Source organism: Flavobacteriales bacterium (assembly GCA_025210295.1).
Taxonomy (GTDB): domain Bacteria; phylum Bacteroidota; class Bacteroidia; order Flavobacteriales_D; family Parvicellaceae; genus S010-51.
This window is the reverse complement of sequence record JAOASC010000043.1, coordinates 1-20,668: the sequence shown is the minus strand read 5'-3', so window position 1 is coordinate 20,668 and position 20,668 is coordinate 1. Positions and strand designations below refer to the sequence as shown.

The window sequence follows — 20,668 nt, the reverse complement described above, 5'->3', positions numbered from 1 at the left end:
TGAAGTTGTTGAAAGTTAAAAGTAAATTCTACTAAAATATTGAACCCATTTCCTAATTTTAATATTTCCCCTCCGCTACTTTATCCGTTAGTTTTCTTTGTAACTCTTGTTTAAACAACTTAAAAAGTGGTGCTGTATGCGTGGTAACATTAAAGCTCTGTTGAAAAGATAAATGATTGGTGTGAAAAGGCTTTAAAATGGAGTCGTTGTAATAAGCAAATAAAGAATCCTTTATTTCTAAGTATTGATAATTGGTATCTAACACAAAATTAACTGTTGAAGAATCTTTAAGTAAGATTTTTATTAACTGATTTTTATTAATTGGAGATATAGCTGGTTGATCAATGAGCACATCTTTATAAACCCTTTCCTGAATGACCAATTTTTCCTCTATATTCTTATATACTGCTTCTAAAACTTTAGGTTTTGCAGTATAATACTTTAAATTTTCTTTATAGATTTCAGGTGTAATCTCATAACGATTAAAGATTTCCTTATAATAGTTTTTGGAACTATCCATAATAAACACCTGATTTACACGATTGGTATTCAGGTGTCCCTCCAGCAGTTGAACATCAGTCATTAAATCAGTAAACACCTCTACTGATAAAATATTTTCTTGGTTTGCTTCTTTATCTACGGTTACCTCTCCACATGAAGACATGAAGAGCACCATCGTCAATAAAAACAATATCACTTTCATTATTCCTTTATTTATCTTTCAAACAACAAACGCTTTCCATTAGTCCCCTCGATTATTTCTCCGTTATCATATACCAATGCTCCATTTACAAATGTTTTTTCAACTTTTGAGGTAAATCGTACCCCTTCAAAAGGAGACCATCCGCATTTATATAGAATATTATCTTTATTTACTTCCCAATCATTATCAAAATCTACCAGTACTAAATCTGCATAATATCCTTCTCTAATGTACCCTCTGTTACTAATTTGAAACAAGGTCGCAACGTCATGACTCGTTTTTTGTACAATATGTTCCAATGTAAACGCTCCTTTTTTCACCAACTCTAACCAAGCTAGCAAAGCATGTTGTACCAAAGGCCCTCCAGATGGAGCTTTTAAATAATTGTTGTTTTTTTCTTCTAAAGTATGAGGAGCATGATCTGTGGCTAAGACATCAATTGTATTATTATTAATTGCTTCGATTATTGCTGCTCTGTCCTGAGCTGTCTTAACAGCAGGATTCCACTTGATGAATGACCCTTTCTCTTCATAATCGGCATCGGTAAACCATGCATGGTGCACACATCCCTCTGCTGTAATTCTTTTTTCTGACAAAGGTTTGGAGTTATCAAATAAAGCTAGCTCTTTGGCTGTAGAGATGTGTAATATATGTAATTTAGCATTGTGTTTCGTTGCAAGTTCTACTGCCATTGAAGAAGATTTATAGCACGCTTCTGTATTACGAATGATAGGATGTGCGGAAATAGGTATGTTATTTTTATATTTTTCCTTGTAAAACGCTAAGTTTTTTTGGATCGTCTCTTCATCCTCACAATGTGTTGCGATCAACAGTTCACATTCAGCAAATAATCCATCCAAGGTTTTTCGGTTATCGACTAACATATTTCCTGTAGATGACCCCATAAACACTTTTACACCACAAACCTCTTTAGGGTTTGTCTTTAAGACTTCCTCTAAATTATCGTTGGTTGCTCCAAAAAAGAAAGAATAATTAGCAATAGAGTCTTGAGCAGCAATATCATATTTATCCTGTAACAATTCTTGTGTTACTGTATTCGGTACAGTATTGGGCATTTCCATAAAAGAAGTTATTCCACCTGCAACGGCAGCCCTTGACTCTGTTTTAAGATTAGCTTTATGGGTTAGCCCAGGCTCTCTAAAATGCACCTGATCATCAATCAACCCTGGGATTAGAAAACGACCTTCACCATCGATTACGCGATCGATTCCTTCTTCTGGTAATTGTTCTTTAGAAACAGTTTTAATCAGTTCTCCTTCTATCAGAACACTTCCTTTAAAAGTTGTATTCTCATTTACAATAGTAACGTTTTTTAACAAAGTTGATTTCATGATGCTATTATTTAATAAGTGGTGCTTTTCTATTCGTTTTCTATAAAAATTGACACAAAAATAGTTAGTTTTTATCGAATAATCCCTTCATTCGAAAATTTCTTAGTACTTTTCGGGCGTGAAATTAGGAATTGATATAATGGGAGGCGATTTTGCGCCAAGAACAAATGTAGAAGGGGCTATTAAAGCTCAGGCAGAATTACCTGAATCTGCACGTATTGTTCTTATAGGAGATTCTAACAAAGCGAAAGAAATTATTGCTGAACATCAAGTAGATGAATCGCTCTTCGATTTTGTACATACGACTCAGGTAGTAGAAATGGGAGAACATCCAACGCGGGCGTTAAAACTAAAACCAGATTCTAGTATTTCAAAAGGTTTTGAACTCTTAAAAAAGGGAGCTATTGATTCTTTTGGTAGTGCTGGTAATTCTGGAGCCATTTTAGTAGGAGCAATGTTTTCTATACGTCCAATATTGGGGGTATATAGACCTTGTGTAGCTTCTATTGTACCCAAACAAAATGGAAAAGAAGCTGTTATTCTCGATGTTGGGATCGTGGCGGATTGTAAACCAGATGTTTTATATCAATTTGCCGTTTTAGGTTCTATATATGCTGAATTTGTTTACGGCATTGAAAATCCTAAAGTCGGATTATTAAATATAGGAGAAGAAAAAGAAAAAGGCAATTTATTAACCCAGGCTACTTACCAACTCATGGATGGCACTTCAGATTTCAATTTTGTAGGAAATGTAGAAGGAAGAGATATCTATGGTGGTGGTGTAGATGCTGATGTGATTGTTTGTGATGGTTTTACAGGAAATGTTGTATTAAAACAAGCTGAAGCTTTTTACAAACTAATTGCTACAAGGGGGTTATTAGATGATTATTTTAGACGCTTTAATTACGAAAATTATGGAGCTACTCCTGTATTAGGAGTTAATGGTAATGTTTTATTAGCTCATGGTATATCTTCAGCTAAAGCGATAAAGAGTATGTTGCTTCTATCTAAAGATTTAGTTGAAGCCCAATTACCTCAAAAAATACAAGCCGCCTTTAAATAACAATAGGAAAGTATGAAAAAAATTACAGCAGCAATCACAGCAATTCACGGTGCGGTCCCATCCAACAAATTGACCAATGCTGATTTGGAAAAAATGGTAGACACCAATGATGAATGGATTGTTTCTCGAACAGGAATTAAAGAAAGGAGAATCATTGAAAAAGGTAGAGCGCTATCTGATTTAGGAGTTGAGGTTGTTGAAGGAATTTGCAAGAAAAGAGGAATCTCTCCATTAGAAATCGACATGATTATTGTTGGTACAGTTACCGCTGACCATAGATTCCCTAGTACTTCTAATATTATTTGCGATAAAGTAGGAGCAAAAAATGCTTGGGGATTTGACCTAAGTGCAGCTTGCTCAGGTTTTTTATATACCTTAACTACAGGACAACAATTTATTGAAAACGGTTCAGCCAAAAAAGTCATAGTTATTGGTGGTGATATTATGTCAAGCATTCTTGATTATAACGACAGAGCTACTTGTATTATCTTTGGTGATGGAGCTGGAGGAGTTTTATTGGAACCTAATGAAGAAGGTCTTGGAATTCAAGACTCAATTTTAAAAGCTGATGGATCTGGTAGAAAATATTTGATTCAACAAGCAGGAGGTTCACTTGAACCAATTACCAAAGAAAATGTAGAAACGCCAGCGATGTATGTTCACCAAGAGGGACAGACTGTATTCAAATTCGCTGTAACCAATATGGCTGACGTTAGTGCTGAAATTATGGAGAAAAACAACCTTTCTTCAGATGATGTTCAGTGGTTAGTTCCGCATCAAGCCAATTTAAGAATAATTGATGCTACAGCCAGAAGAATGGGACTTTCTACAGAAAAAGTTATGATAAACATTGAAAAATATGGAAACACTACATCTGGAACAATTCCTTTATGTCTTTGGGAGTGGGAAGACAAGCTCAAAAAAGGAGACAATATTGTTTTAGCTGCATTTGGTGGTGGTTTTACATGGGGGGCGATATACCTAAAGTGGGCCATCGATTAAAAACCATAATTTATCAAAAACAAACTCATTTAATTAAGAATAAAATAGGGTGTAATTAAGAATTTATTAACTTAGCTACCCTAGAATGAATATTTATTAAAAGTATCAACGCTTGCCGTTGAAAAATTAAAAATTAACACACATGAAACTTAGTGAAATTCAAGAATTAATCAAATTTGTAGCTCGTGCTGGAGTCAATGAAGTAGAAATAGAGCAAAAAGAGTTCAAAATCTTAATCAAATCTGATTATTTAGCAAAAAAGAAATCGAACATTAAAGAAGAGCCACAAATCATCCAACAGCAAGTACCTGTAGCTATGCCTCAGGCTGTACAAGCTGCTCCTGCTCAAGTTGCTGCTGCACCTGCTGTTAGCGCAACTGTAGAAGTAAAAGAACCAGCTGCTGCTGCACCTGCTAAAGATGAAGAAGCAAACTATATTACTGTTAAATCTCAAATGATTGGAACATTTTATCGTTCTCCATCACCAGACAAACCAGCTTTTGTTTCTGTAGGAGATTCGATCAAAGAAGGTGATCCTATTTGTATTATTGAAGCGATGAAACTATTTAACGAAATTGAATCAGAAGTTTCTGGTAAAATCGTTAAAGTATTGGTTGACGACGCAACACCTGTTGAATTTGACCAACCTTTATTCTTAGTTGATCCTTCATAAGATATAAAACAGTTTAGCCTATATAGCTACTGAATTATCTTATTTTGATTACTTATAAGGACATTCTTCTTATACAATAACAGATTATAGTATGTTTAAAAAAATATTAATTGCCAATAGAGGCGAGATTGCTTTGCGTGTAATAAGAACATGTAAAGAAATGGGAATAAAAACAGTTGCTGTTTACTCTACAGCAGATAAAGATAGCTTACATGTACGATTTGCAGATGAAGCTGTTTGCGTAGGACCTGCATCGAGCTCTGAATCGTATTTAAAAATACCTAACATCATTGCTGCGGCTGAAATCACCAATGCTGATGCTATTCATCCTGGTTATGGATTCCTATCTGAAAATGCTAATTTTTCTAGGGTATGTCAGGAACATAACATTAAGTTTATTGGGGCACTTCCTGAACAAATAGAAGGAATGGGAGATAAAGCATCTGCCAAAGCAACAATGATTAAAGCTAAAGTTCCAACTGTACCAGGGTCAAAAGGACTTTTAAAGGACTTGAACGATGCCATAAAAACAGCTAGCAAAATTGGATATCCTGTAATGATCAAAGCTACTGCTGGTGGTGGTGGTAAAGGGATGCGTGTATGTTGGGATGATGCAGAATTAGAAGTCAACTGGCATTCGGCTAGACAAGAAGCTGCTGCTGCTTTTGGAAACGATGGGATGTATATGGAAAAGTTCATCGAAGAGCCAAGACATATTGAGATTCAAATTGCTGCTGACCAATATGGTAATGCTTGCCACATGTCTGAGAGAGATTGCTCGATTCAAAGAAGACACCAAAAGTTAGTTGAAGAGGTTCCCTCTCCATTTATGACTGATGAGTTAAGAGCAAAAATGGGAGAAGCTGCTAAAAAAGCTGCTTTAGCTGTAAACTATGAAGGGGTAGGAACAGTTGAGTTCTTGGTTGACAAACATAGAAACTTCTATTTTATGGAAATGAATACTCGTATTCAAGTAGAGCATACCATTACAGAAGAAGTGATTAACTTTGATTTAATTAAAGAACAGATTAAAATTGCTGCCGGAGAGAAAATCAGCGGAAAAGATTATTTCCCAGTAGGACACTCTATCCAGTGTAGAATTAATGCTGAGAATCCTTTTAAAAACTTTATGCCTTCTCCTGGTAAAATTAATCATTATCATACTCCTGGTGGACATGGTATTCGAATAGACACGCATGTTTATGCTGGCTACTCAATTCCTCCTTTCTATGACTCTATGATTTCAAAATTAATTACTGTTGCTCAAACGAGAGAGGAAGCAATTACAAAAATGAAAAGAGCTTTACAAGAGTATATTATTGAAGGGATTCATACAACAATTCCTTTTCACCAACAATTAATGGAAGATAAAAAATTTAACGCTGGTGACTTTACTACAAAGTTTATGGAAGATTTCGAAATAAAGGAATAATTAATTTTGTTAAGAAATGATAAAAAAGGCTTTTACTATTATTAGTAAAAGCCTTTTTTTATACCTTGATTCTTATGATGAACATTGTTTGGCTTAGACGAGATTTACGACTAGAAGATCATACTGCTTTACACTTTGCTTTAACGCACTATACAAATGTACAACCAGTATTTATTTTTGATGAGGACATTCTTTCCGGACTCCCCAAAGACGATGCACGCGTATCTTTTATACACCAGTCTTTAACACAATTAAACGCACGACTAAAACCATTCAATTCATCTGTACTTTGTTTTAAAGGAAATGTGGTAGACATTTGGAAAATGCTTTTCAAAGAATATACTATTAATAGTATACACTTTAACAGAGACTATGAGCCTTATGCTATTCATCGTGATGAAACGGTTTCCAACTTAGCGAAAGAAGCTAACATTAAAATTCACAGTTATAAGGATCATGTTTGTTTTGAAAAACATGAGGTTTTAAAAGCAGACCTCACTCCATATACCGTGTATACTCCATATAAAAAAAAGTGGTTAATCGAATTCCAAAAACTTAATATAGCCCCGTTGGAAAGTAACTTTTATGCTTTGAACCATAGTGATTATAAACTACCTACAATTGAAGATCTTGGTTTTATAAAAAGCCCTATCAAGGTAAAGTCTTTTACACTTAAAAACTTAAAAAGCTACGCCCAAACTAGAGATTTCCCATCATTAGATAATACGAGTTATTTAAGCCCTCACCTACGATTTGGGACAATTAGCATTAGACAAATAATCAACGAACTTCCTGAAGAAAGTGAGGTTTTCCTTAGCGAGTTAATATGGCGTGAATTCTTTACGCAAATATTGGCACACTTCCCTCATGTTCAATCGAACAACTTTAAAAGTAAGTACGACCGCATTGCCTGGCGGAACAATCAACAAGAATTTGACAAATGGTGCAAAGGAGAAACAGGTTATCCATTGGTAGACGCTGGTATGCGCCAATTGAATAAAACAGGCTATATGCACAATAGAGTTAGAATGATTACAGCTGGTTTTTTATGTAAACATTTATTGATTGATTGGAAATGGGGTGAGGCCTATTTTGCTAAAAAACTACTCGATTACGACTTGGCTGCAAACAATGGTAATTGGCAGTGGTCTGCGGGAACAGGCTGTGATGCCGCTCCTTACTTTAGAATTTTTAATCCTACAGAACAAATAAAAAAATTTGACAAAGGCCTAAAATATATTAAAAAATGGGTACCAGACCTAGAAGAGCTAACCTATCCACAACCGATAGTCGATCATAAATTTGCCCGTGAAAGATGTTTAAAAACCTATAAAGATGGGTTAAATTAACCCCTTTTAAAGACTTTTGATAGGGTTTGATCAACAACATTATTAATGTCTTCAGAAATTTTAAATAAATAAACTGGAAGCAGATACAACGTTGAAAACACCATGGTTTTAATTGCTATTGAAAAGTAAACATTATCTATCTCAATAAAACTTGTTAAATAAGAAGCAATAATTGCTAGTAAAAGGACCTTTATCGTATTCCATGAAAATGGCTGCATCTTAAACTTAAACCAAAGGAAAAATAGACTAACCGAATTGTACACAACAAGGCTAACTAAAGACCCTATAGCTGCGCCATTTACGCCATAAATAGGTATTAACCAATAATTCAATAGAAAAGTTAATAGAATCAGTCCTATCATGGTGTATGTTCCTATTAAATAATATTTGGAAGTCGCTAGAATAATATTATTGACTCCCAATAACATATTAAAAACTTTTGCACAGCCTAAAATCAACATCGCCGGTTTGGCTTGAATAAAACTTGCTTTTAAAAAAGAAAGTAACGCATCAATATTTAACCCTAATAAGAAAAAGAGAAGTAAAGCTATTGTAAACAAATTTATAGAAGACTTCTTATACACCTTAGTGATTTGATCCATTTCATTTTGAATCCAAAACTTAGATATTATTGGCGAAGAAATAGGAAACAATCCTCTTGAGGGTAACTCTATTAATGTAGCGGTATACAATGCAATCGAATAAATTGCAACAAAGGTTAATCCGCTATTTGCAACAAGGTCACTACTGACAAGAGCTGCAATCATAATCACATCTAGACGGTTGACAATTCCACTGGAGAACCCATTAAAAAAACTAGCGATCCTAAATTTAAAGACTTCATTTTTCTTTTCTGTAACTAACTCCTCTGTACTCTTTAATAAATTCTTCCCTTTTACAACGAAAAAAAGAATAACTAGACCTATTAACACATATCCTAAAACAAAAAGATGAATAAAAGTATCTTCTTGTATGAATTTAAAATAATAAACTAAAATCAAAGCTGTTACATATACCCTTATAGCTACTTCTTTTAAAAAAATAGGAAGTTGCGTTTTCAACATGCCTGTTGATGCTGCTGCAAATAATTCAAATATTAGTCCAGCAAGAAACAGTACATATACTCCATTGTAATGTTCTACAATTAAAGGAGATTTCTCTACATATACACTTATGATAGAATCTTTAAACAGCATTAAAGCTACCAAGACAATTCCTGCAAACAAAAGTGAATATTTGGCTACATAACGAAACAATTGACTTCCGTCTGGAACCCTACTCCAAAAGCGAACAATTGCGGAATTTCCTCCCACCAAACCAAATTGAAGAATAATGTAAGTTAATTCAACAAGAACCCGCGTCAATCCAAAATAAGCTTCAGGAAGTATTCTAGGAAACAGAAACATGACATTAAAAGCTCCTATAGCAGCTCCTATCATCAAAATAATCGAATTAGATATTCCTTGTTTCTGTATCTCTCCCATTTAATTTTTTATTCAAATAAACTTAAAGACAATGGTGTTCCTTTTTTGAAGTCTGCATTAAACTTCTTGCCTATTATTTCGCTATAATACTTAGGATGCAAACCAAAAGCAGGTCTAATTGACTGTATATTTTCAGCAGTTATTTGCTCTCCTTTCGCCACGTCTTTTGAAATATAAAGCGAACGCCCTCTTGTTCTAGACTGAACGGTACTTTTTGTCAATTCAAATGTTTGTTTTCCTAATGCTTTTTCCAGTTTACGTACAGCATCAACCATAGCTTTAAACTCATCGGGATTCATTGAAAAGCTTGAGTCTGGCCCACCAATGCTACGGTCTAGAATAAAATGTTTTTCGATAACTGAAGCTCCTAGAGCTACAGCTCCTAGAGGAACTACACTTCCCATTGTATGATCTGACAACCCCACTTTTATATCAAATGTTGATTGATAGAGCTGAATAGTATTCAAATTAACTTCTTCGAAAGGTGCTGGATAAGCTGTTGTACATTTTAAAATTGTAACCTCATTATTTCCTACCTTACGACAAGTTTCAATCGCTAATTCGATGTCCTCTTTTACAGCAATTCCAGTAGAAATAATCATTGGTTTTCCTTTTGATGCAGCATATTCAATTAATGGAATATCCAAAATCTCAAAAGATGCTATTTTATACATTGGACAATCCAAGGTTTCTAAAAAATCGACTGCTTGGGTATCAAAAGGAGAAGACAACCATTCTAAGCCAAGAGACAATGCATATTCTGATAAATCTTTTTGCCATTCGTAAGGCATTGCAGCTTCTTTATATAAATCATAAAGTCTTCTCCCAGCCCATATACTATGTGGATTCGCTTCAAAATCCTTTCCCTCAATATCAAAAGTCATAGAATCTGGAGTATAGGTCTGAAATTTAACGGCATCAGCTCCTGACTCTTTCATGGCCTTTATGGTTTTCTTTGCTAGCTCAAAATCATTGTTGTGATTAGCCGATAGTTCTGCTATTATATATGTCATCTCTCTAGTCTTTTAATCTGTTTTAAAGTTAGCATTAAACTTATTATAGTTGTCATACGCTTTTAACGAATGTACTCCATTTATTAATATGCTTTTAAATGCTTCCTCTGAAATGTCTACCGCCTCATTTCTTGTTCTTCCTACCGCAATAATTACAGCAAATCTACCAACAGAGCTTTTCAAGTCTTCTACGACAAACTCTCCATCAAAATGTTTATTGAACAGTTTTAATTGATCATTCTGATAATTCAATTCAATTTTAGTAATACGATTTACCTCTTCTGGTAAATTCTTAGCTGTAATAAATTTAGCTGAAATATAATCGTACTTTTTATGGTTAGTGATGGCTTCTAGCGACTCAATATCTTGGATGGCATTTAATATCGTAGCTTCAACTACATCTACCCCACTCAACAGCATTGCTACCTCCCTCAAATATCCACCTGGTACACGAACTGCTATTTCCATAAAAAACAGTTCATCATTTTTATCAATGATAATTTCGCATGTTGCTACTCCATCTTTTAAATCGATTGACTTTACTGCTTTTTCACATTCTTTTTTAATCTCTTCTTCTACCTCTTTCTTAAGAATAGACGGACCAATATGGCGAACAGCTATTCCAAAGTTTTCATTATCCAGCGTTACCCTATCTGTAATGGCTAAGAAGAATACTTCTCCTTTTATTACCTGCATGGTAACATGAACCTCCCTGCCTTCTATCTTCTTATCTATCAACACTTCACCTGAATAAGACGCTGCTTTGGACCGACTAAATTTCTCTTCAAACTCTTCTTTATTTTTTAAAACAAAGGTTCCTCTTTGTCCACTACTATCAACAGGTTTAATGACAAAAGGAGGTGTGTTCTCCTCCCAAAATTCTTCTGCTTTACTGAAGTCTTTTGTAATCATATTTGGAGAAACATTGATGTTATACCTTTGAAAAGCTTTTCTCATTTCATGTTTGTTCGTTGCTTTTCTGGCTGTATCCAAACTAAATGATTTTAAATTTAACGCTTTAGCAACTTCAGCTACTGTTGTAACAGCAGTTTCAGAACATACAGTAAATACTCCATTAATTTTTTCTTCTAGACCTATTTTTATATTTCTTTCACTATCTGTTGTACTGACTTTGTAGAATTGGTCAGCATATTTAACACCTGGAGCATCAGGATTCATATCAGTTGCAATAACATATAAACCTAATTCCCTACCTTTCTTAATTGCAGAGACTTGTTCAACTCCTGCTCCTATAATTAGTACCTTTTTCATTGACTTTGTTCTAATAAATATTCATACAAATAATAAGTCTCTATACGATCAAATCGCTTTCTTTTTTCAGATTCTTTGGATTGGGTAAAGTTATTCTTCTCCACCACTTTTTGAGATCCAATATTCACTTCTGAAATCCACGCGATAATTCGTTTTACATTAAGTTGATGCTTTTCTGCAATCTCAAAAACTGATGCAACTATTTTTGAACCATATCCTTTTCCCTGCAAACTACTGTCTACCCCATAACCAATTGCGACATGGCTTTCATAAATATCAAAATTTAAATACCCAATAATTTGATCTCCCTCAAAATAGAGATAAATCTTTCTTTTTTCATCTTTTAAGCGATCATTATACCAAAGTTGAAACTTTTCAAAATCGGGAGCTGCTTCATAACCTGTCCAAAATAAGTTGTTTTTTTCACTTCTCAACTTATAAAAAGAAGTGTAATCCTCCTTTTTAGCTTCTCTGTATAACATCCATTATTCTTTTTACGAGTAATTCCACTCCATTAACATTAATCTTATTGTAAAGATCATCTATTTTTAAATCATCCTGATATTTTTCGACATTCAATTTCCATTTATTTTCCCAGTTTTCATCATTAAAATCACCTAAATAATGTGCATATTGATGTTCACAAAAGAAGCCTATTTGAGTTTTTTCTCGAGGAGTTGACGAGACGACCATGCAAGGTACTTTATGCAGCACTAACTCCCAATAAGTTAACCCCATTGATGTAATAGCGATGTCAGCTTCTTCCATTAATTGATACATTTCGTTGGTATTAATGTGTACGGCAACTTTTTCTTTATTGTTCAAAATAAAAGGGTGTTGCAACAGGCTTTCAGTATTTTTATACATCCCTCCTATTACTACAATGACCTGCTCAAACTGAGTTAAGTAATTTTCTAAACTTGTAAGAACTTTTATGGTATTATCTGAGGGATCTGAACTTCCAAAAGTGATGAGTATCTTTTTCTTTTCTCTTGTCTCAGCTTTTATTGGAGGCTTAATTGCTCTTACTCTTTTATCAAAAATAAAATATTGAGGTCCAAGAATCAATTCACAAGATTCTTGCGTTTGAAAATCTTGATACAACGACATTAGATTCTGATTAAAAAGAACATCATTATAGTGTTTAATTTTATTATTGATTGTAACAATTAACGAGCGACTTTGTTTTTGAGCTAAGCTAGCATTGAACGCTTGGCTTGAAAAATAGGTACTATCAGAATCAATAATAAAAAAACTTGCTGGTAAACTCAATACAAAGTTGACTAATTCATCTTGACTGTCGAACAGTTGATAATGATAGTTTTTGATGTTAGCCGTTACAATTTGAAGAGGTGTTGAAAAAAGTAAAAATTGAACTTCAATACCATTATTTCTAAATTCATCAGCTAATACCAGACTTCTTTTTAAGTGTCCAAATCCAATTGTTGAATTTGCTGATACAATTATTTTAATTTGTTGATCATTCTCCATTAAGTAGCTTATATTTTAACTCTGCTAGTTTCCAATCTACCTCATTATCGATGTCTTGTACTTCAAGTTCAGAAAATACAATAGGTTTTGACAGCATATTAAATACGCCTTTTTTTTGCAAATATCCATTAGTTTCATAAAAATAAAACTGTCCCGCATCATGATAATGATCATTTAAGTCCTGAGATCTTTTCGTTTTGTTTTCTGGCCAACTCATTTCAATTGCTCCTTGCTGATTTACAATCAGCGACCTTTGTATAGGGTAAGAATATTTGACAACCGAAAAAACAGCTTCTATATCTTGTTCTTTCAACAGCTCACTTGCTGATTTTAGCTTTGATGCTGTTATAAAAGGTGCCGTTGGATATAGGCAACATGTGTTTTCAAAAACTTTTCCTAAATTTTGATAACCGTTTATGACCTCCTCAATAACATCATAAGTCGTCGCATAGTCATCCGAATTTTTGGGACTTCTCATAAAGGGAACAACTGCGCCATATTTTTTTGCTATAGCTACAATCTCCAAATCATCAGTAGAAACCATAACTTCATCAAACAAACCAGACTCCAAAGCTGCCTCAATGGAATATGCAATAATGGGTTTCCCTAAAAAGTTTTTGATATTTTTCCTTGGGATCCTTTTACTTCCTCCTCTGGCTGGTATGATGCATAGATTAGGCATTATTTACAAAGTTCAAAGTTTTTTCAATGACATAAGCCACTTCTTCATTAGTTAAACTCGGGAACATTGGTAAGCTTATGCATTTTTGATAATAAGCATTAGCATGGTTCAAGCGCGCTCCATCATAACCTATTTCTTTATAATAAGGCAATTGATGAACAGGTATATAATGTATTTGGGCTAAAATTCCATTTTCATGTAGATAATCATACAACTCTTTTCTTTTTTCAACCTCAATGACAAACAAATGATGAGCATTTAAAACACCATTGGGTAAGTCCTGAAATTTTATGACTCCATCAAAAGCTTTTTTATATTGTTGAGCTATATCATTTCTCCTTTCAACCCCTTTATTATTTTTGGCCAATTGCGTAATTCCTAGAGCCGACTGAATATCTGTTAAACGGTAATTAAAACCTAGTTCTTGCATTTCATAATACCACCCTCCATCATTTTGTGAAAGATTTTCTTTAGTTATACCATGAGACCTTAGTTTCAACAACTTTTTAAACAACTCCTCTGAATTTGTCGTTATCATTCCTCCTTCTCCACAAGCAATATGTTTAACTGGGTGAAATGAAAAAACAGCTAAATCAGCATATTTTCCATTCCCACAACTTTCAACATTACCTGAAGTGCTTGTAAATGATCCTCCTGGAGCATGGCATGCATCTTCTATAATCCATAAGTTATGTTCATTAGCTAAAGCTCTATACTCTTCCAAATTAACAGGCAACCCAGCAAAATCTACAGGTATAATTCCCTTAAAAAAACCTTTAGGTTTACTTTCTATTAATGCTCTTACACTATTAATGTCTAATAAATAAGTATCAGGATCAATGTCAGCAAACCAAACTTCTCCCTCTGCATATCTAATACAATTTGCTGTTGCTGCAAATGTAATTGGGGTTGTAATTACTCTTTCTTTTGGTTTTAATCCTAAGGCTAACACAGAAAGGTGTAGACCAGCTGTTGCATTTGATACTGCTACTGCATACTTTGCTCCAACATATTGTGCAAACTTTTCTTCAAACTCAGCAACTTTAGGTCCCTGTGTTAAAAAATCAGCCAAAAGGGTATTTTCTACAGCTTTTAAGTCTACGGCATCTATACTTTGTCGCCCATAGGGTATTTTTCTGCTTTGCATCTTATATACTAAATGTTGGATCTACATGATCTTTGATTAAAACTCTTAGAGATTCTGGAGTTTCCCAATCTTCATTTTCACCAGAATTGTAGACAAATCCACCTTTTACTTTAGTCGCATTAAATGCAGCCTGATATTCCTCTACATTCCAATTAGGAACACTTGGTATAATCGAATAATACTCTCCTAAGTCGTAAGTGTAAAAAGAGTCGGAAGATGTAATCATTTCTTCATGAATTTTTTCTCCTGGTCTTATTCCTATTTCACGATGTTCTTTATTAGGAGCAATGGCCATTGCAATGTCTGTAATTCTATATGACGGGATTTTAGGGACAAAAATTTCTCCTCCCCAAGCGTGCTCTAAAGCATGTAAGACCATGTCTACCCCTCCATCTAGCGTGATATTAAACCTGGTCATTGTTTTATCTGTAATTGGTAAAAAATCGTCATCTTTTTTCGATAAGAAAAAGGGGATAACAGAACCATTAGACCCCATTACATTTCCATAACGAACTACAGAAAATTTGATTTGGTTATCTCCTTTAATGTTATTCGCTGCAACAAATAGCTTATCAGAAGCTAACTTTGTAGCTCCATATAAATTGATTGGTGCAGCCGCCTTATCTGTTGATAATGCAACGACTCTAGTCACATCCGTTTCTAAACAAGAATTGATGACATTTTCTGCTCCAATAATATTGGTTTTAATGCATTCCATTGGATTATACTCAGCTAAATGCACATGTTTCATTGCTGCTGCATGAATGACATAGTCAATTCCTTTCATTGCTCTTTTTAGTCGACTAGCATCTCTTACATCTCCTATGAAGTAGCGAATAGCTTTGTATTCATGGTTCGGAAATTCTTGTGCCATCAAAAACTGTTTCTGTTCATCTCTTGAAAAAATAACCAACCGCTTTACATTTGGATACTCTTTAAAGATTCTTCTTGTCAATGCTTTTCCTAGAGATCCAGTACCTCCTGTTATCAATATTGCTTTATTGTTTAATGAAAAAACCATATAATTTGATTACATATTTATTTTAATTTGGTAAAGTTAGATCCCTCATAACACTACCAAAGATAAAGGTAATAATATTATTCTATTTTAAGTAAGTTTCGAGATTAGACCTTTCAAATGCATCAATATAAGATCCCTCTGTAAGATTTATGATCTCTACTTCTTTTTCAGAAGCATATTCTTTTATCTCAAAATAAGACTTAAAGGCCAGGTAAAATTTAAAAATAATTTCATGCAATTTTCTCTGCCCAACCCCCTTTTTCCTCATGGCTTTCGCTTCCGCTTTTTTCTTCTCATAAAAATGTCTTTGCGTTAACAATGCGACATTATCTTCTGTAACATTTACCGTTGGGAGCCAAGAATGGTCAGCACCTAAGACACCAATTTCTTTATAACCTTTCCAAATCATCATCATTAGTGCATTTCCTAAAATATTATGACTTCTAGGCATTCCCATTTTTCTATTATAAATAGCTTTTGAAACAAAGGTAAGTCCCTCTACAGTAGCATCATTATAAAAAATAATATGAATATGTTTATTTTTTTTCAGAATTTGTCGCCAAAAATCATTTTTTCTTGCTTGAAAAGGAATATAAAACTCCATACTCCAGTCCACTTCTCGAACCAGTGTATCATACATTAATTTTCTCTTTTTGACATATACTTCTTCTACATTTTCTATCCAAAACTCTGGAGCAGAGATAATATAGTAATTAGGTTTCAAAAGCTTAAAAACTTCGGATTCACAAAAATAATTTACACAAATTAAATCCGTTTCTTTAAGCCTATCAATATTTTCTTTTTCTTCTATTACTCTTTTTAAAGATGGCCCATTAGCTAACACCACAACCTTATTCTGCTTAATCTTGGTCAAAGCATAGCCCTTAGAAGTGACAATTACTTTAACCAAAGAAATTAAACTCATTAATAGTTCCTTTATAAAAGTTGTCCCTTTCATATACTTTCAACTTTTAGTAATCCTTTAGTCACCCAGCTCCTAAAACGAATAATCATCTGCGCCTTAGGGTATTTAAATTGTAGGGTAAACACAACAAATAAAACAATGCTTCCTCCCCATTTATAAGCCTCCTTAAGGAGACTATACACATACTCTAATTTACCTATAGAAGATGATCTTATTCTTTCACTTACCCCAATTCCAATAGCCTGTTTTTTTATAAAACCATGTGTTAATCTGGCATCAGGTACAACATGTTGAACAATTACTGATGGAAAATAATAGATTTTTGCTTTTACTTTTCTCATTCTAAAAAACAAGTCTTTTTCCTCACCTCCTAATGTGTTTTTTCCTACTCTACCCAAGTTTACATTAAAATCTCCAACTTTATCAATCAACAATTTGGAAAACCCCATGTTTGCTCCAATAGGAAATTTATTTTGCTTAAATTCAATTACGCTATTTCCCATATCTAAAACAGACATCAATGGCATAAGATAAGATGACATCCACTCAGGTAAATCAGACTCTAAATAAGGTGTTATCTTCCCTCCAAATGCAATTAACTCTCCTTTATAAACTTCTAGAGCCTTTTGAAGCTCTTCTATATAATTAGGTACTAAAAAGGCATCGTCATCAATAAACACCAAAAAATCACCTTTAGCCTCTTCTATCCCTTTATTCCTTGCAAAAGAAAGCCCTTGTTGATGTTCTTTATAATAAGAGACATTGATAACTTTTTGATACTTCATTATGAATTCTTTAATTAAAGTATCTGTACTATCTGTACTGTTGTTATTAACAATAATAAGCTCCCAACTACTCTGATCACCTTGCTGAGCAGCTATACTTTCCAAACATTGAGAGATATATTGCTCTCTATTGTATGTAGAAATAATGATTGATATCATTTACACCTGTTTATTTTCCCTATAATAAGAAAAAACACCATACCCCAACAACGCAAGGATAGCTATAAATGCTAATGGAGACACTATTGATGCCACGCTATATGATTTTAAGCTGTACTTAAATTCAATTTTATGCTCTCCTGCAGGAATTGACATTCCCCTCAAAACATAATTTGTTCTAAAATGTTCAACAGGTTCACCATCTATATATGCTTCCCAACCTAAATCATAAAATATTTCAGAGAAGACTGCTATCTGATTAGTATTTGATTTAGTATTATAAACCAAATAATTTGGAGCATAACTTTCCATTGTTATTGTTGCAGCTTTGTCTCTTTTCAATAATTCATCTTTCTCTAAAAGATCACTATATCGTTTATCAACTACAGCTGTATTTGCAGGGTCAAAACCATTTTCTTCCTTTAAAGCTACGATTTCTTCATCTGCATTTTCTACTATATTAACATCATTAACAAACCAAGCATTACCTAAAGCTGTTCCTCTTTGTTGAGCTAAGGTGTTATTTTGTTCTCCTGTTTTCGGATCATTTTGATATTGGACAACATATTTTGCATTTAACATGTCCATTACTTTTTGGTTATTCTTACTTAAACAAGAATCAATTAACTCTTGATAGCGCTTTAACTTCGCCCCGTGATACCCACCTAAAGACTTATAGAAATAACTTGTACGCGATTCATTGAAAGGATTGCTTACTGAAAACACTCTAAAGTTGGTATATTTATTCAACACCCCATACTTAATTGCTGCTATTTCTCTAGGAGAAAGTCCATCTTCGCTTTCTTCTTTTGCTTGTGCTATTTTTTGTTCAGCTTCTTGAACAATAATAGGATTACTGGCAGCTTCTCTTTGAAAAATCATTTCGTCACCAGCAAAAACATTATATGGAATCTTTCCTTTAGTATTCTCTGTCCAAAATCGAGAATCGTTATCATAATCTTTAGAATTGATATATCCTGAATTAATTGACCACATATCAACTATTGTGAGAAGACCTAAAACTATACTTACTCCCAATATATTAATCTTATCCTTTATAAATCCAAGTATAACAATTGTTGCAATAGCAAAAAATGCAAGCCCTCTATAAACATTTGATTGAAAAATTGAAATTCTAACTTTCTTTAAAAAGGGATAATATTCTCCATTATAAAACGACATCACTCCTACTTGTTGTTCTGCCGACATATCAGGTTGAACTTGCTGCAAGTATTCAAGCGTCAATTTACCTTGTCCCTTAGGAAAGAAGTTAAAAAAGGTTTCTGGAGTTACAGCCAACAGAATCAAAAACAATAAAAAAGCTCCTGAAACGACATAAAACTTATTTATATTCTGATTTATCTCTTCACGATGTTTAACCAGATATCCTAAAAATAACATTGCTAAGATAGGTAGACATAACTCAGCTATCACTAATATCATACTTACTGTTCTAAACTTATTATAACCTGGTATATAATCTAAAAAGAAATCTGTCAACCACATCATATTTTTACCCCAAGACAACATGACACTCAAGATAATAACACTTAACAGCGCCCATTTCAACGTATCCTTAACAAAAAACAATGCTAATAAGGCCAGAAATACAACAATGATTCCCACATAATCATTTCCAGAAGTAAAGGATTGATTCCCCCAGTAAGAGGTCTCATTTTTCACCTGATTAAACACTTGTTGTTTTATCTGGCTATTCATATCTCCACTTAGACTTTCTAAACGCTCATCTTCTACTTGAGACTCATGTAACATAAACAAAGGAACATTGGCTCCACCTTTCACATAAGGCAACATTAAGCTAAACGTTTCTCCTTTTCCGTAACTCCATGCTGTCACATAATCTCTATCAAGACCAGATGTTTTATTAACCTTGTTATTAGTCAACTCACTTTTCCCTCTTGTCGTATGCTTTCCATACTCTATAGTTCCCCACAAGTTTCCTAAACTTGTTAAAATGGGTAAAACGGAGATAGCTAAGAGAAAGAATGATATTTTCATAAACTTAGGAAACTCTCCAGCTCTAATAAAACGAATCATTTCACTAATCGCAACTGCTAGAATAATAAAGATAAAATAATACGTTATTTGAAGGTGATTTGACAACAACTCAAGCGCTAAAAACAGAGCAAAAACACACAATCCAATAATTAACCTCCCCCTATAAGCCAGTATAATACCCGCTAATGTTGGAGCCATAAATGCTATCGTAAATGTTTTAGTGATATGTCCTGCCTGAATAATCACAAAAAAGTAAGTTGAAAAACCAAAAGCTATGGCTCCTATTATTGCTAATTTATAATCAAGTTTTAGGCTCAATAATAGAATATAAAAACCGAGAAAATAAAGAAACACAACTCCTATCGGATATGGAAGCCATAACCTTAAAAAATCCCTAAACTTTTTTGTCAATACATTTTGTTTGATCGATATTTGGTTTCCTGGCATTCCCCCAAACATTGAGTTGGTCCAAAGTGCTTCCTCTCCATTTTCTGCTCTAAAATCGATTAACTCTTTAGACATTCCTTTATAGGTCTTCACATCATGAGATTTAACTGCATAACCATTTAATGCGGGATAAAAATATGATATTGAAATAATCAAAAATAATCCTATCGCAATTAAATGAGGTAGGAACGACTTCAGTTGTAAATTCATAGCTTCAATTGTTATAACAGGCAAATATATAATTTTAATACTTGATGTAGTTTACTCCAAAAGTTAATTTTCAAATATTCTCTTTTATTAACAATAAAAAAGCCGTCATAGACAATCTATAACGGCTTTCAGTTAACAATTTAATATCTTTACTTTCCTTTTTCAAACGATTGTGGGCTGTTGTTTTTAACGCCTATGTTAGCATCCATCTTTGTGATTCGAAACTCTGTTCGACGATTTGCCTGATGCTCTTCATCGCTACACTTAGACTTTACTCGTCCCTCACAAGCACAATGGTTGATCAACTGTGACTCTCCATAACCCTTACCATAAATACGCTCTGGGTTAGTGATCTTAGAAGCAATATACTTTGCCGATGCTTTTGCTCGTCGATCGGATAATCGTTCGTTGTACTTCATACTACCTCTACAGTCTGTAT

General features: G+C 33.7%; 19 protein-coding genes. 5 read left to right on the top strand and 14 right to left on the bottom strand.

Going from position 1 to position 20,668, the window contains the following annotated elements; genetic code table 11:
• Positions 1–58 precede the first annotated feature (58 nt).
• Together N4A35_12710 and N4A35_12705 are read right to left on the bottom strand one after the other, a co-directional pair.
• Positions 59–703, bottom strand: a complete 645-nt coding sequence (locus N4A35_12710) for a DUF4296 domain-containing protein (protein MCT4582266.1) — start codon at positions 701–703, stop codon at positions 59–61.
• An 11-nt stretch (positions 704–714) separates the two neighbouring features.
• Entirely contained in the window at positions 715–2,055 is a 1,341-nt protein-coding gene (locus N4A35_12705; GenBank protein MCT4582265.1) for a dihydroorotase, read from the bottom strand.
• A 118-nt stretch (positions 2,056–2,173) separates the two neighbouring features.
• Here N4A35_12705 and plsX point away from each other — a divergent pair, with 118 nt between their 5' ends.
• The 5 genes from plsX to N4A35_12680 all read left to right on the top strand — a co-directional run bounded on the left by plsX (position 2,174) and on the right by N4A35_12680 (position 7,574).
• Positions 2,174–3,118 (top strand): phosphate acyltransferase PlsX, encoded by a 945-nt coding sequence (gene plsX / locus N4A35_12700; GenBank protein ID MCT4582264.1) that lies wholly within the window; start codon positions 2,174–2,176, stop codon positions 3,116–3,118.
• Positions 3,119–3,130: 12 nt separating this feature from the next.
• Entirely contained in the window at positions 3,131–4,120 is a 990-nt protein-coding gene (locus N4A35_12695) for a ketoacyl-ACP synthase III (GenBank protein ID MCT4582263.1), read from the top strand.
• A 142-nt stretch (positions 4,121–4,262) separates the two neighbouring features.
• On the top strand, positions 4,263–4,793 hold the full coding sequence (gene accB, locus N4A35_12690; GenBank protein MCT4582262.1) for an acetyl-CoA carboxylase biotin carboxyl carrier protein: 531 nt from the start codon (positions 4,263–4,265) through the stop codon (positions 4,791–4,793).
• 91 nt (positions 4,794–4,884) lie between these two features.
• On the top strand, positions 4,885–6,225 hold the full coding sequence (gene accC / locus N4A35_12685; GenBank protein ID MCT4582261.1) for an acetyl-CoA carboxylase biotin carboxylase subunit: 1,341 nt from the start codon (positions 4,885–4,887) through the stop codon (positions 6,223–6,225).
• Between the two features lie 74 nt (positions 6,226–6,299).
• Complete coding sequence (locus N4A35_12680) at positions 6,300–7,574, top strand: DNA photolyase family protein (GenBank protein MCT4582260.1); 1,275 nt, start codon at positions 6,300–6,302, stop codon at positions 7,572–7,574.
• Here the strand turns inward: N4A35_12680 and N4A35_12675 are convergent.
• From N4A35_12675 to N4A35_12620, 12 genes are all read right to left on the bottom strand, one after another.
• Complete coding sequence (locus tag N4A35_12675; GenBank protein MCT4582259.1) at positions 7,571–9,058, bottom strand: polysaccharide biosynthesis C-terminal domain-containing protein; 1,488 nt, start codon at positions 9,056–9,058, stop codon at positions 7,571–7,573. The genes N4A35_12680 and N4A35_12675 overlap by 4 nt on opposite strands.
• Before the next feature lie 8 nt (positions 9,059–9,066).
• Positions 9,067–10,071, bottom strand: a complete 1,005-nt coding sequence (gene pseI, locus N4A35_12670) for a pseudaminic acid synthase (GenBank protein MCT4582258.1) — start codon at positions 10,069–10,071, stop codon at positions 9,067–9,069.
• A 12-nt stretch (positions 10,072–10,083) separates the two neighbouring features.
• Positions 10,084–11,343: an ATP-grasp domain-containing protein gene (locus N4A35_12665; protein ID MCT4582257.1), complete on the bottom strand. Its 1,260-nt coding sequence runs from the start codon at positions 11,341–11,343 to the stop codon at positions 10,084–10,086.
• Positions 11,340–11,825, bottom strand: coding sequence for a GNAT family N-acetyltransferase (locus N4A35_12660; GenBank protein MCT4582256.1), 486 nt, complete (start codon positions 11,823–11,825; stop codon positions 11,340–11,342). The genes N4A35_12665 and N4A35_12660 overlap by 4 nt, the downstream gene beginning before the upstream one ends.
• Positions 11,806–12,834 carry a hypothetical protein gene (locus N4A35_12655; protein MCT4582255.1) on the bottom strand — a complete coding sequence of 343 codons (1,029 nt, stop codon included), beginning with the start codon at positions 12,832–12,834 and terminating at the stop codon, positions 11,806–11,808. The genes N4A35_12660 and N4A35_12655 overlap by 20 nt, the downstream gene beginning before the upstream one ends.
• Complete coding sequence (gene pseF / locus N4A35_12650) at positions 12,824–13,516, bottom strand: pseudaminic acid cytidylyltransferase (GenBank protein ID MCT4582254.1); 693 nt, start codon at positions 13,514–13,516, stop codon at positions 12,824–12,826. Before pseF ends, N4A35_12655 begins: the two co-directional genes overlap by 11 nt.
• Positions 13,509–14,663: a UDP-4-amino-4,6-dideoxy-N-acetyl-beta-L-altrosamine transaminase gene (pseC, locus tag N4A35_12645; GenBank protein ID MCT4582253.1), complete on the bottom strand. Its 1,155-nt coding sequence runs from the start codon at positions 14,661–14,663 to the stop codon at positions 13,509–13,511. Before pseC ends, pseF begins: the two co-directional genes overlap by 8 nt.
• Before the next feature lies 1 nt (position 14,664).
• A complete protein-coding gene (gene pseB, locus N4A35_12640; GenBank protein MCT4582252.1) occupies positions 14,665–15,684 on the bottom strand; it encodes a UDP-N-acetylglucosamine 4,6-dehydratase (inverting) in 1,020 nt (339 codons plus the stop codon).
• An 82-nt stretch (positions 15,685–15,766) separates the two neighbouring features.
• Positions 15,767–16,642: a hypothetical protein gene (locus N4A35_12635; GenBank protein MCT4582251.1), complete on the bottom strand. Its 876-nt coding sequence runs from the start codon at positions 16,640–16,642 to the stop codon at positions 15,767–15,769.
• Entirely contained in the window at positions 16,639–17,553 is a 915-nt protein-coding gene (locus N4A35_12630) for a glycosyltransferase family 2 protein (GenBank protein ID MCT4582250.1), read from the bottom strand. The genes N4A35_12635 and N4A35_12630 overlap by 4 nt, the downstream gene beginning before the upstream one ends.
• Positions 17,554–20,229, bottom strand: a complete 2,676-nt coding sequence (locus tag N4A35_12625; protein ID MCT4582249.1) for a YfhO family protein — start codon at positions 20,227–20,229, stop codon at positions 17,554–17,556.
• Positions 20,230–20,378: 149 nt separating this feature from the next.
• The coding region (locus N4A35_12620) for an OmpA family protein (GenBank protein ID MCT4582248.1) at positions 20,379–20,668 on the bottom strand (290 nt) is incomplete at its 5' end.